Source organism: Micromonospora andamanensis, from assembly GCF_016863495.1.
Classification (GTDB): domain Bacteria; phylum Actinomycetota; class Actinomycetes; order Mycobacteriales; family Micromonosporaceae; genus Micromonospora; species Micromonospora andamanensis.
On the sequence record NZ_BOOZ01000088.1, the window covers coordinates 1 to 12250 of the forward strand.

The window sequence follows — 12250 nt, forward strand, 5'->3', positions numbered from 1 at the left end:
CCTTTTGGTCGTCGATATGCACTATCTGCGGCTTATGGACGGACCGAGAGTGCAAGATCGCCGAGCTCGGGGGTGGGTCAGCCGCCGTTGACGGGGCGGAACTGGGGGACGGAGTGGCGGGCGCGGGGGGTGGGGTTTGTGGTGCGGGCGACGGCGTCGAACATGGTTCGGCCCAGTGCGGCGTGGGCGCGTACGGCCGGGTGGGTGCCGCCGTAGTTGTCCAGGTCGCCGAGGGAGTCGGCGAAGAGGGCGTACGTCAGGGTGGGCGCGCCCGTCGCGTCGAACATGATGCCGGCCTCGTGCCGCGCCGCGCCCGAGGAGTCGTAGTCCGCGCCGTACTTGGTGGCGACCCGGCTGCGTTCCGCCGAGGACATGTCGCGGCGGATCCCGTCGTGGTAGCCGTTGATCCACCGCAGGATGCCGAGCAGGAAGTCACTCGACCGGGCCGACAGCAGCGTCTTGTTGGCCAGCCGCCACAACAGGTCGTGGGTCTCGCGCGGAGTGGTCACACCGAGGAAGAACCGGTTCGGGTTGGCCACCGGCTCGACCCGGGTGTGCGTGAATCCCTTGGCCGCCAGGATCTCGTTGATCTCCAGTGCCGGCACCACCCGGCCGCACATCCGTACCGCCGTGTTGTCGCTGACGAGCAGCATCGCGGTGAGGAAGTTCGCCACGGTGACCTCGTCGCCCCAGACCGTCTGCAGGAAGTAGATCCCGCTGCCGCCGAGGATTATGTCGGCGGTCAGGTCGAGCCGCTGGTCCAGCCGCAGTTCGCCCCGGTCGATCTTGTCCATGACCGCCACCGCGACCGCCAACTTCTGCACGCTGTACCCGTGCGTCACCCGGTCCGCGTCGTCGGCGATCACGGTCCGGAGGGTCCCGGTGGCGTCGAGCATCGCGACGTGCGAGCGCCACACCCCACCGGCGCGGGCCTTCTGCTGCCGGTACGTCCGGCGAATCACCTCTCGCGGCGGCACCCTGTCGATGCCCGCTGTGGTGCCGTCAGCCGGCGCGGCCACCGCACCGGACGGCGTCGCCGCCAACGTCACAGCTGCCGCACCGAATCCGATCGCGGCCCGACGACTGACCCGCTTGGTCATTGCCTCTCCCCAGGGTCTCCGCTGCCACCGGCGACCGCCGGCACCTGACCCACCCTGCCACATGTCCACAAAGGACACTTGCCGACACCGGACCGGTCAGAGCGCGCTTATCGTCTCCGGCGCCCGCTCCCGGCGGGACAGTGCCCGCACCACCGCGAGCGGACCGTGCCGCCAGGCGGCGATCCGGGTGAGCAGGTCACTCGTCAGTTCGGTGGCGGCGGCCGGCATCTCGGGCGTCGGCAGGCCGAGGCTGACCGCCAGATCGTCGGTGTGCACCACCAGCTCCAGCAGCCGGGTCAGCAGGAAGTCGTCGACGGCCAGTCCCCAGTCGCCGAGGTCGACGATCCGGTACGAGGGCTGGGTCGGCACGGTGCGGCGCAGCCGGCCCAGGAACTCGTCGACCTCGGCGGCGAGTCGACTGGCGGTGGTCTCGGCGGCGGCCCGCTCCCCCCGCTCGCGGATGTCGGTGTTGTCTTCCTCCTCGGCACCGGTGGTCACCCACGCGCTACCAGTGAAGTGCGCCAGGACGTCGATCGCGGTCCGTCCCGGCGGCGCGTCGAGCAGTTCGGCGGTCCGGGTGATCTGGTTGGCCAGGTGCCGGGCCAGCCCGCCGGTGGAGTAGTGCGGCAGGGCGCTCGGTGTCGTCCAGCGCTCGGCCAGCACCGGCGTACGCAGCAGCGCGGCGGCGATGTCGGCGGTGGCGAGGTAGGCGCTCCGGGTGGTGATGTTCTCGGGCACCAGCCCCGGATCGACACGCAGGCCCAGGTCCGGCTGGTCCAGCCAGTCCAGTCGGGCCGAGGTGCGCTCGGCGTGTTCGGTGAGCAGCAACCGCACGCTGTACACGGCCAGCAACATCGCCTGGAGGGAGTCCACCCCGTACGCGGCGTCGACCGCACCGTCGGCCAGCCCCTCGATCTGGAACGGGCAGCGCCAGTCGCCGCCCGGCAACGGGTCGGGGTGCGGCTTGCCGAAGCGGACGACCACCTCCGAGGTGACATCGTCCGGAGTGACCACCGCGATCCGCCGCTCGGCGACGACCTCACCCAACTCGTACAACCCCACGCTCCCCTCGCCCGCCCGAAGCAGCGATGGTATCCAGTGCGGTCTCCGGTTCGAGGTACTCCCGCAGGGTGTGCGCGTCCGGCGCGGTGGCGCTCCACAGCGTCGCCGGGCCACCGGCCAGCGGTAGCCGGGCCCACGTGACGCCCACGGCGGGCGGTTCCGCCGGGCGGTCCGGGTCCACGATCAGCAGCGAGCCGGTGGCGGGCGCGCCGGCCAGCACCGCCGGCCCGGCCCAGCCGGCGGCGTTCGGCCCGACCGCCAGGGACTGCCGCAGCAGCGGCCGACCGTCCAGGTCCACCCACGTGTTGACCTCGACGTTGCCGGGCTGCTCGCCGTAACGGCCGCAGATCAGCTCGTCCCGCCAGTGCAGGGTGCCGCCGGCCGCGACGTCCACCCGCGAGTCGGCGACGTGCGCGCAGCCGGCCGCCGCGACCAGTTGCTCGGGCAGCCAGAGCAGGGTCGCCCGCTCGGCGACGGTGGCCCGGACCAGCATCCGGGACACCGCGCCGGGGCGGCCGGGCAGGGCCACCGAGGCGGCCACGGTGTGCACGCGTACCGCCGCACCGGGGCCGACCTCGACATCCAGCCGCAGGTCGTCGCCGGCCAGCGGCCCGGCCGCGCCGCCGACGACGTACACCGTGAGGCCACCGCCGGGGGCCGGCACCTGGCGCAGCAGCAGCGGACTCTCGCCGCGCAGCTCGACCAGGGTGGTACGGCCGTGCCTGTCGACGCGGGCCGCCAGCCGGGCGGTGGCCCGCATCAGGCCTGCCCGGCGGGGGCCGCCACGACCGGCGCGGGCCGGTCCGCGCCTGCCGACGCGGCCCGGTGGTGGGCCAGCTCGTGACGGATCCACGCGGCGACCTGGGTGGCCAGCGGATCCTCGGTGATGGACTGGAACACCGTGGGCAGGTCGCCCCGGCGGGCCCGGGCGTCCCGGTCCATCACGGACAGGTCGGCACCGACCATCGGTGCCAGGTCGGTCTTGTTGATGACCAGCAGATCGGCGGCGGTCACCCCCGGGCCGCCCTTGCGGGGGACCTTGTCGCCACCGGCCACGTCCACCACGAAGATCTGCCGGTCGACCAGGCCCCGGCTGAACGTCGCGGTCAGGTTGTCGCCGCCGCTCTCCACAAGCACCAGATCCAACGGCCCCAGCGCGTCGGCCAGCTCGTCGACCGCGTCGAGGTTCGCGCCGATGTCGTCGCGGATGGCGGTGTGCGGGCAGCAGCCGGTCTCCACCGCCCGGATCCGGGCCGGATCGAGCACCCCGGCGCGCTTGAGGAAGTCGGCGTCCTCGGTGGTGTAGATGTCGTTCGTCACCACGCCGAGGCGCAGCTCGTCGGCGAACGCCCGGCAAAGCGCCGCGACCAGGGCGGTCTTGCCGGAGCCGACAGGCCCGCCGATACCGACCCGCAGTGCCCGCGACGCGGCGGGCAGCGGGGCGTGCGGGTCGACCCCGGGCTCGGGGTGGGTGTGGGGAACAGACTCGTCGTGGTCGAATTCAGGACGCAAAGAGACGCACCTCCCAGGTGGCGTGAGCTTCGGCATGGATGTCGGCGAGCGGAGCGGCGGCGGCAGGCAGCCGCTCCGGTGGTTCCTCGGCGGCCCGCGCCGCCCGCGCCGCGACGGCGTCGCAGGCACCGGCGAGCCGCACCAGCAGGGCCTGCACCTGGTACGGGTCGAGGCCCAGCAGACGTACGGCGGCGCTTGCGGAGCCGGTCACCGTCGCGTGGGCGGCGACCGTGGCCACCTGCCCCGGGTCGAGACCGGCGGCGGCGCCGACCAGCCCCAGCACGAGCGGCTGGTGCGGCCCGTCCGGCACGGTGGGCAGGTCGTCGAAGGTGGCTGCCGGCCAGATCCGGCGACCGGCCCGCAGCAGTGCCCGCCCCTGCCGGCGGGACACCGACCGCTGGGCCGGTGAAGCGGTGCGGGCGTCCAGTTCGGCGTCGAGTCGGGCCAGCGCGCCGGCCCGCCCCGTCGACCACGCCGCGCCACGGGCCGCCGCCGCGAAGGCCGCCGCGACCAGTCCGGCGGTGGCCAGCCGACCCCGCAGGTACGCCGCAAGGGTGTCCAGGTCGGTGACCCGGCCGGCGGCGACAGCGGCCTCCAGCCCGGCCGAGTGCGCGTGCGCACCGGCCGGGAACCGTCCGTCGGCCAGGAGCAGCAGCATCGTCGGGGTGGCCATCAGAACAGGAAGTACCGCTGGGCCATGGGCAGTTCGGTCACCGGATCCGGCTCGACCACCACGCCGTCGATCCGGACCGTGAAGGTGTCCGGATCGACCTCGATGCGCGGCAGGGCGTCGTTGCCCGGCAGGTCGGCCTTGCCGCGTGAGCGCACGTCGGCCACCGGCACCACCCGCCGCCGCACGTCCAACCGCAGTCCGACCTCCAGCGCGGCGGGGGCCACGAAGGCCAGGCTGGTGGCGGCTGCCGCGCCGCCGTACGCGCCGAACATCGGCCGGGGCAGCATCGGCTGTGGGGTGGGGATCGAGGCGTTCGCGTCACCCATCTGGGCGTACGCGATCATGCCGCCCTTGATGACCAGGTGCGGGCGTACGCCGAAGAACGCCGGCTCCCACAGCACCAGATCGGCGAGCTTGCCCGGCTCCACCGACCCGATCTCGTGGTCGAGGCCGTTGGCCATGGCCGCGCAGATCGTGTACTTCGCGACGTACCGGCGGGCCCGGTGGTTGTCGGCCGCGCCGTCGCCGGGCAGCGCGCCCACCCGGGCCTTCATCACGTGCGCGCTCTGCCAGGTCCGCAGCACGATCTCCCCGATCCGGCCCATCGCCTGCGAGTCGGAGCCGATGATGGAGATCGCCCCCAGATCGTGCAGCAGATCCTCGGCGGCCATCGTGGACGGCCGGATCCGGCTCTCGGCGAACGCCAGATCCTCCGGCACCGCCGGGTTGAGGTGGTGGCAGACCATCAGCATGTCGAGGTGCTCGGCGAGGGTGTTGCGGGTGTACGGGCGGGTCGGGTTCGTCGACGAGGGCAGCACGTTCGGCTCACCGGCGACGGTGATGATGTCCGGCGCGTGCCCGCCGCCGGCCCCCTCGGTGTGGTACGAGTGGATCGCCCGTCCGCCGATGGCGCGCAGCGTGTCCGCGACGAACCCGGCCTCGTTCAACGTGTCGGTGTGGATGGAGACCTGCACGCCTGAGGCGTCAGCGACGCGTAGGCAGGCGTCGATCGCCGCCGGGGTGGTGCCCCAGTCCTCGTGCAGCTTGAACCCGCCGGCCCCGGCCCGCAACTGCTCCCACAGCGCCTCCTCCGAGACGGTGTTGCCCTTGCCGAGCAGCAGCACGTTGACCGGGAAGGTGTCGAGGGCCTCGTGCATCCGGGCCAGGTGCCAGGCGTTCGGGGTGACAGTGGTGGCCCGGGTGCCCTCGGCTGGTCCGGTGCCGCCGCCGACCAGGGTGGTGACTCCGCTGGCGAGGGCCTCGGCGACCAGTTGTGGGCAGATGAAGTGCACGTGGGTGTCGACAGCCCCGGCGGTCAGGATCCGGCCGTTGCCGGCGATCACCTCGGTGGCCGGCCCGATCACCAGGTCCGGATGGACACCGTCCATGGTGTCCGGGTTACCGGCCCGACCGAGCGCGACGATCCGCCCGTCCCGCAGCCCGACGTCGGCCTTCACCACCCCCCAGTGGTCGAGGACGACCGCTCCGGTGATGACGGTGTCCAGGGCGCCCTCGGCGCGGGTGGCCCGGGACTGGCCCATCGACTCCCGGATCACCTTGCCGCCGCCGAAGACCGCCTCGTCCCCGCCGGCGCAGTGGTCCTGCTCGATCTCGATGAGCAGGTTCGTGTCGGCCAGCCGGATCCGGTCCCCGGTGGTCGGCCCGTACAGGGCGACGTAGCGGTCCCGTTCGACGCTGCTCATGCCGTCCGCCCTTCGTCCAGCGCTCCGGCGCACTCGCCGCGCAGGCCCGGCACGATCCGCGCGCCGCCCAGCGGCACCAGGTCCACCCGGCGGCTCACCCCCGGCTCGAAACGCACAGAGGTGCCGGCCGGTACGGCGAGCCGCCGCCCCCAGGCGGCGTCCCGGTCGAAGTCCAGCGCCGGGTTGGCCTCGGCGAAGTGGTAGTGCGACCCGACCTGCACCGGCCGGTCAGCCGTGTTCACCACGAGCAGCGTGGTGACCGGACGACCGGCGTTGATCTCCACCGGGCCGGCCGCCGGCAGGATCTCCCCGGGGATCACGGGATCGGGTGGTGCACCGTCACCAACTTCGTGCCGTCCGGGAACGTCGCCTCCACCTGCACCTCCCCCAGCAGCTCGGGGATGCCGTCCTGCACGTCGTCCCTGGTCAGGACGGTGCGGCCGGCGGCCATCAGGTCGACCACCGACTGCCCGTCGCGGGCCCCTTCGAGCAGGAAGGCGGTGATCATCGCGACGGCTTCCGGATAGTTCAGACGCAGGCCGCGCTCGCGGCGCCGCCGGGCGACGTCGGCCGCCACATGGACGAGCAGGCGGTCCTGCTCGTGGGGGGTGAGATACACGGGTGCTCCCGGTGGATGTCCGCGCTCCCGACGCCGCCGGTCCGGCGCCTCGACGCGCCGCCCGCAGGTCGGGGCTCGCCCGCCGGCTCGACCCGCCACGCCTGGGTGGACCGGAATTCCACCATCCCGGCCCGACGTCGCGGAGCACCGGCGGTGGCTTCTCGGGTGCGGACCGCACCGCCCACCGCTGAGCAGACCGTAAGGGATCACGCGGTACGCCGGCAACCTCGCCCGCGTTGATCATGAGGTTAGCGGCAACTTTGATCTCCAAGACCTCATGATCAACGTGACTTGGCGTGAGGGTGGTCATAACGGGTGGACGGTGGGCGGGGGCTGGCTGCTAGTTTCGGCCGCAGGTCATGAGTGCCAGCGTGAAGCCCCGGCTTGCTGGCCGGCAACCCTCCACCGCGCAGGGGTGCCCCGGGTGAGGACCAGGCATCGGAGCGTTCTCCGGTGCAAGCGTGGCCTGGGTTCCCAGGTCATCACGACCTTGAGGAGAACCATGTCGTACCGCAGTCGACCTGTGGCCCACCCGGGGCTGACCCGGCGCCGTCACGTCGACATGATGCGGGTGTGCAGCGCCGCGTGTAGCTGACCGCGTCGCCACCGGTCACCAAACCCTGACCGGGCCTTCCCGCTCCGTCATCGATCCCATCCCAGCGGTTCGCCCTGCGGCGGACCGTCGGTGCGGCACATCCGTGCCCGCCGCAGCTCAACCAGGAGACACCTGTGCGATTCCTTCCCGCCCTGACCCGGGCCGCCGCCGTCGGCGTAGCCGCGATCCTCGGCGCGACCACCCTCACCGCCTGCGGCTCGGACTCCGCCGGCAGTGCCGACAACCCGTACAACCTGGTGCAGCCGGGCGTGCTGCGGGCCGGCACGCTCACCGACGCCCCGCCGAACGTCTACCTGAAGGACGGCAGGTTCACCGGCTTCGACAACGACCTGCTGGTCGCCGCCGCCGACAAGCTCGGCCTGACTGTGGAGTTCGTCGGCACCGACTTCTCCGCCCTGCTCGCCCAGGTCGGTAACCGCAAATTCGACGTCGGCAGCTCCTCGATCACGATCACCGAGGCGCGTAAGAAGACAGTGGACTTCGGCAACGGGTACGACTTCGGCTACTTCGGGCTCGACGTGCCCGCCGGGTCACCGCTGACCAGCTTCGACCAGCTGCCCGGCAAGCGGGTGGTGGTCGTGCAGGGCACCGTCCAGGACGACTACGCCACCGGCAAGGGCCTCGACCCGGTCCGGGTGCCCGACTACAACGGCGCGATCAACCAGCTCAAGGCCGGTACCGCCGACGCGTGGATCGCCCCCGCCGAGATCGGTGAGAAGACCGCCGCGGACAGCGGCGGCAAGATCACGGTAGCGGCGAAGGAACTCAGCCCGGCACCCACCGCGTACGCCTTCGCCAAGGGCAACGACACGCTGCGCGAGGCGCTGAACAAGGCCCTCGACGAGGTGATCGCCGACGGCACCTGGACCCGCCTGCAGGAGCAGTACTACCCGGGCCGGCCGATCCCGGCCGACTTCACCCCGGGCAGCGGCGACGTGTCGGCCCCGGCTGCCTCCTGACCGTAGGACGATGAGCGAGCAGGGCGGAGGTTGACCTGTGGATCCGTTGCGCACCCTGTGGGAGACGTTCTTCGACGGGGAGTCGATGCGTGAGGCGCTACCCGAGATGCTCACCGTCGGGTTGCCGAACACGCTGATCCTGGCGGTCACCGCCGCCCTGCTCGGCTCGGCGCTGGGCATCGTGCTGGCGGTGGCGGGCATCTCGCGTACCCGCTGGTTGCGGTGGCCGGCGCGGGTATACACCGACATCTTCCGGGGGCTGCCGGCAGCGGCGACGATCCTGCTGATCGGGGTCGGCCTGGCCCCGCTGGGCATGCAGGTCTGGGGCCCCAACCCGTACCCGCTGGGGATCCTGGCGCTGTCGCTGATCGCGTCGGCGTACCTCGGGGAGATCTTCCGCTCGGGCATCCAGTCGGTGGAGGCCACCCAGTTGGAGGCGGCCCGCGCGCTGGGCTTCTCCTGGCGTGAGGCGATGCGGCGGGTGATCATCCCGCAGGGCATCCGGCGGATCCTGCCTGCCTGGGTGAACCAGCTCATCGCCCTGATCAAGGACTCCAGCCTGGTCTACTTCCTCGGCCTGCTGGCCAGCCAGCGCGAGCTGTTCCGGATCGGGCAGGACTACGCGGCGAACACCGGAAACCAGTCGGCGCTGCTGCTGGCCGGGCTGTTCTACCTGGCGCTGACGGTGCCACTGACCCACGTCGTCAACTGGATCGACAGGCGGCTGCGACACGGCCGGCCGGCGGCCGGGTTGACCGACGACCCCGACGACCTGGACCTGGCGCTGCCCGGCGCCGCCGGAGGTAACCAACGATGAACACCTCGGTCAGCCTGAGCCTGCGCGACGTGCACCTGGCCTTCGGGCGTCACCAGGTGCTGCGCGGCGTGGACCTGGACGTGGCGAGCGGCGGCACCGCGTGCGTGATCGGCCCCTCCGGGTCGGGGAAGTCCACCCTGCTGCGGACCGTCAACCGGCTCCTCGAACCGGACCGTGGCGACGTGCTGCTGGACGGCCGCAGCGTGCTGCGCGACGACCCGGACGCCCTGCGACAGCGCATCGGCATGGTGTTCCAGCAGTTCAACCTCTTCCCGCACATGAGCGTGCTGCGCAACCTCACCCTGCCGTTGCGCCGGATCCGCAAGCTCGACGAGGACGAGGCGGTGGCCCAGGCCCGGGCCGAACTCGACCGGGTCGGCCTGGCCGCGAAGGCCGACGCCCGGCCGGCGCACCTGTCCGGTGGGCAGCAGCAGCGGGTAGCCATCGCCCGGGCGCTGGCCATGCAGCCGCAGGTGATGCTCTTCGACGAGGCCACCTCGGCGCTGGACCCGGAACTGGTCAAGGGGGTGCTGGCGCTGATGGCGGAGCTGTCCACCCAGGGCATGACGATGGTGGTGGTGACCCACGAGATGGGCTTCGCCCGTCAGGTCGCCGACACCGTCGCCTTCATGGACGCCGGGGTGGTGCTGGAGGCCGGCGACCCGGCCGCCGTCTTCGAGTCACCACAGCATCCCCGGCTACGCCGCTTCCTGTCCCAGGTGCTCTGAGACGGACGCGAGCGCGCCAGACATCGCCCTCCTCTACACGCACCTTGCGTGGCAGTGACTCGCCGTCCGGTCGCCACGGCAGGCTCCGCAACCTCGGCTTCTAACGCCCGGTATAGGCTGTCGCTCGAATCTGCAACATCCAACTCAACCGGGAGGTCTACGTTGAGCGACCGGGTCATCGACAACCCGATCATCAACTCACCGTACGGCCGCCCCACCCGCCATTTCGCCTTCGATCGGGACGGCATCACAGACCGGATCGAGGAGCAGCGGCGGCCGTCGAGCTTTTTCATCCCGGTACCGCGACCTCGCAAGCGCGGGCAGCAGCTTGAGTTGCAGGTGTTCACCGAAGACGACATCAAGCCCAACAAGCAGGTCAATGATGTCCGTGAGCGCGTGGACGCGTGGCGGGAGGCGGGCTGGCCCAACGTCACGCCGGTGACCCGCCGCCTGCTGGAGTACTGGAGCGATCCGGACCGGGACAACAAGATCCTGTTCTGTCAGCGTGAGGCGGTCGAGACGGCGATCTTCCTTGCCGAGGGCGCGACCAAGTGGCAGGGAAGCTGGATCAACAACGACCTGGACGCGCACAACGCCGAACACAACAACGGTCTGCCACGAGTCGCCCTCAAGATGGCGACCGGCACCGGCAAAACGGTCGTGATGGCCATGTTGATCGCCTGGCAGACGATCAACAAGGTCCACGCGCGGTACGACAAGACGTTCGCCAAGCGCTTCCTGGTGGTGACTCCCGGCCTCACCATCCGTGACCGGCTGCGGGTCCTGCTGCCGGAGGATCCAGGCAACTACTACCGCGAGCGCGATCTGGTACCGGCCGAGTTCACCGATGACCTCGGCCAGGCAAAGATCGTCATCACCAACTTCCACGCCTTCCAACTCCGCGAAACCCGCTTCGGCCGCAACGCGACCGGAAACACCAAGGCCCTGGTGGCACCCGGTCGACCTGACCCGTTCCGGGAAACCCCGGCCCAGATGGTCAGCCGGGTGCTACGCGAGCTTGGCGGCTCGTCGGAGATCGTCGTCTTCAACGACGAGGCACATCACTGCTACCGGGGACGTGCCGGTGAGCCGGAACCGGACGCCGACACCGTCGAGAATTTGCGCGGCGACGAGCGCAAAGAAGCCTCCGATCGGGCCGAGGACGCTCGGATCTGGTTCAGCGGACTGGAGGCGGTCCGGACGAAGGTCGGCATCAAGAGGGTGTACGACCTGTCCGCGACCCCCTTCTTCCTGGCCGGATCCGGCTACCGCGAGGGCACGCTCTTTCCCTGGGTGGTCAGCGACTTCTCGCTGATCGACGCCATCGAGGCCGGCATCGTCAAGATCCCCAGAGTGCCGGTAGACGACGACCGGGTTGCCAACCGCGTGACGTACCTGAACCTTTGGCAGGAGATCCGCGACGCCCTGCCCAAGGGCGGACGTCAGTCCAACCAGGACTTCACCGCAGCGGATCTGCCTGGCGCGTTGACCGCCGCCCTACACAGCCTCTACGGCTCCTACGTGACGGCCTTCGAGGCTTGGGAGAAGTCAGAGGCGGCAGCGCACGGGCAACCGCCCCCCGTGTTCATCGTCGTCTGTAGCAACACGACGATCTCAAAGGCCGTCTACGAGTGGATCGGCGGCTACGACCGTGAGCAGGCCGGTCACCTGCTGCCGACCGCCGGACAGCTGCCCCTGTTCAGCAACGTGGCGGACGGGCAGTGGCTGCATCGCCAGCAAACGATCCTCGTCAACGCCGCAGAGTTCGAGTCCGGCAGCCTGTCACCGGAGTTCCGCCGCACCGCAGCCCGCGAGATCGCCGAGTTCAAGCAGGAATACGCCGACCGATTCCCGGGCCGGAGCGCCGACGACATCGGCGACGCGGAGCTGATGCGGGAGGTGATGAACACCGTCGGCAAGCCCGGAAAACTCGGTGAACCGGTGCGGTGTGTCGTCAGCGTCTCGATGCTCACCGAAGGCTGGGACGCCAACACGGTCACCCATATCCTCGGAGTACGAGCCTTCGGCACTCAGTTGCTCTGCGAGCAGGTGGTCGGCCGGGGCCTGAGGCGACGCTCGTACGTCGCCGACGAGAACGGCATGTTCACCCCCGAGTACGCGGACGTCTACGGCGTCCCGTTCCAGTTCATCCCCACGGTGGCCGTGTCGCGGGAACTGCCGATGAAGCCGGTTCGCAACGTACGGGCCGAGCCGGACCGCGACGCGGCAAAGCTTGAGATCACCTTCCCGCGGGTGGTCGGGTACCACCTGGAGATACCCGACGCACCCCTGGTCGGCGACTTCTCGGATCCCGATTTGAAGATGATCCTGTCTCGGCAGGACCTGCCGACAAAGACCATGGTGGCGGGGCAGGTCGGCGAGGAGGACGTGCACGACCTTGGACGGTTGAAGGATCTCCGCGGACAGTTCGTGGCCTACCGGCTGGCCAGTGAAGTACTTA

General features: G+C 70.9%; 12 protein-coding genes and 1 riboswitch. Of the genes, 4 read left to right on the forward strand and 8 right to left on the reverse strand.

Annotation, left to right across the window (positions count from 1 at the left end; all coding sequences use genetic code 11):
- Nucleotides 1-77: 77 nt before the first annotated feature.
- The 8 genes from Van01_RS32145 to Van01_RS32180 form a co-directional block, all read right to left on the reverse strand.
- Entirely contained in the window at nucleotides 78-1100 is a 1023-nt protein-coding gene (locus Van01_RS32145) for a serine hydrolase (RefSeq protein WP_204015644.1), read from the reverse strand.
- A 96-nt stretch (nucleotides 1101-1196) separates the two neighbouring features.
- Nucleotides 1197-2162: a DUF6968 family protein gene (locus tag Van01_RS32150; protein ID WP_239099428.1), complete on the reverse strand. Its 966-nt coding sequence runs from the start codon at nucleotides 2160-2162 to the stop codon at nucleotides 1197-1199.
- The gene (locus Van01_RS32155; RefSeq protein ID WP_204015646.1) at nucleotides 2140-2922 is read right to left on the reverse strand and encodes an urease accessory protein UreD; all 783 of its coding nucleotides are present in this window, start codon (nucleotides 2920-2922) and stop codon (nucleotides 2140-2142) included. Before Van01_RS32155 ends, Van01_RS32150 begins: the two co-directional genes overlap by 23 nt.
- On the reverse strand, nucleotides 2922-3674 hold the full coding sequence (gene ureG / locus Van01_RS32160) for an urease accessory protein UreG (RefSeq protein WP_204015648.1): 753 nt from the start codon (nucleotides 3672-3674) through the stop codon (nucleotides 2922-2924). The genes Van01_RS32155 and ureG overlap by 1 nt, the downstream gene beginning before the upstream one ends.
- Nucleotides 3664-4347 carry an urease accessory protein UreF gene (locus Van01_RS32165; RefSeq protein WP_204015650.1) on the reverse strand — a complete coding sequence of 228 codons (684 nt, stop codon included), beginning with the start codon at nucleotides 4345-4347 and terminating at the stop codon, nucleotides 3664-3666. The genes ureG and Van01_RS32165 overlap by 11 nt, the downstream gene beginning before the upstream one ends.
- Nucleotides 4347-6050, reverse strand: a complete 1704-nt coding sequence (locus Van01_RS32170) for an urease subunit alpha (RefSeq protein ID WP_204015652.1) — start codon at nucleotides 6048-6050, stop codon at nucleotides 4347-4349. The genes Van01_RS32165 and Van01_RS32170 overlap by 1 nt, the downstream gene beginning before the upstream one ends.
- Nucleotides 6047-6370 carry an urease subunit beta gene (locus Van01_RS32175; RefSeq protein ID WP_204015654.1) on the reverse strand — a complete coding sequence of 108 codons (324 nt, stop codon included), beginning with the start codon at nucleotides 6368-6370 and terminating at the stop codon, nucleotides 6047-6049. The genes Van01_RS32170 and Van01_RS32175 overlap by 4 nt, the downstream gene beginning before the upstream one ends.
- Entirely contained in the window at nucleotides 6367-6669 is a 303-nt protein-coding gene (locus Van01_RS32180; protein WP_204015656.1) for an urease subunit gamma, read from the reverse strand. The genes Van01_RS32175 and Van01_RS32180 overlap by 4 nt, the downstream gene beginning before the upstream one ends.
- A 355-nt stretch (nucleotides 6670-7024) precedes the next feature.
- A riboswitch (SAM riboswitch) is annotated at nucleotides 7025-7137 on the forward strand.
- A 261-nt stretch (nucleotides 7138-7398) separates the two neighbouring features.
- On the opposite strand from Van01_RS32180, the gene Van01_RS32185 reads away from it, so the two are divergent.
- From Van01_RS32185 to Van01_RS32200, 4 genes are all read left to right on the forward strand, one after another.
- A complete protein-coding gene (locus tag Van01_RS32185; protein ID WP_204015658.1) occupies nucleotides 7399-8244 on the forward strand; it encodes an ABC transporter substrate-binding protein in 846 nt (281 codons plus the stop codon).
- Nucleotides 8245-8281: 37 nt separating this feature from the next.
- The gene (locus tag Van01_RS32190) at nucleotides 8282-9061 is read left to right on the forward strand and encodes an amino acid ABC transporter permease (RefSeq protein ID WP_204015660.1); all 780 of its coding nucleotides are present in this window, start codon (nucleotides 8282-8284) and stop codon (nucleotides 9059-9061) included.
- Complete coding sequence (locus Van01_RS32195) at nucleotides 9058-9789, forward strand: amino acid ABC transporter ATP-binding protein (protein ID WP_204015662.1); 732 nt, start codon at nucleotides 9058-9060, stop codon at nucleotides 9787-9789. Before Van01_RS32190 ends, Van01_RS32195 begins: the two co-directional genes overlap by 4 nt.
- Before the next feature lie 48 nt (nucleotides 9790-9837).
- On the forward strand, nucleotides 9838-12250 hold a 2413-nt coding region (locus Van01_RS32200), incomplete at its 3' end, for a BPTD_3080 family restriction endonuclease (RefSeq protein WP_204015664.1).

Excerpts from the sequence above, each read along its gene's own strand:
- Van01_RS32145 (WP_204015644.1), bottom strand. The coding sequence starts at position 1,100 with ATGACCAAGCGGGTCAGTCGTCGGGCCGCGATCGGATTCGGTGCGGCA.
- Van01_RS32155 (WP_204015646.1), bottom strand. The coding sequence starts at position 2,922 with ATGCGGGCCACCGCCCGGCTGGCGGCCCGCGTCGACAGGCACGGCCGT.
- Van01_RS32165 (WP_204015650.1), bottom strand. The coding sequence starts at position 4,347 with ATGGCCACCCCGACGATGCTGCTGCTCCTGGCCGACGGACGGTTCCCG.
- Van01_RS32170 (WP_204015652.1), bottom strand. The coding sequence starts at position 6,050 with ATGAGCAGCGTCGAACGGGACCGCTACGTCGCCCTGTACGGGCCGACC.
- Van01_RS32195 (WP_204015662.1), top strand. The coding sequence starts at position 9,058 with ATGAACACCTCGGTCAGCCTGAGCCTGCGCGACGTGCACCTGGCCTTC.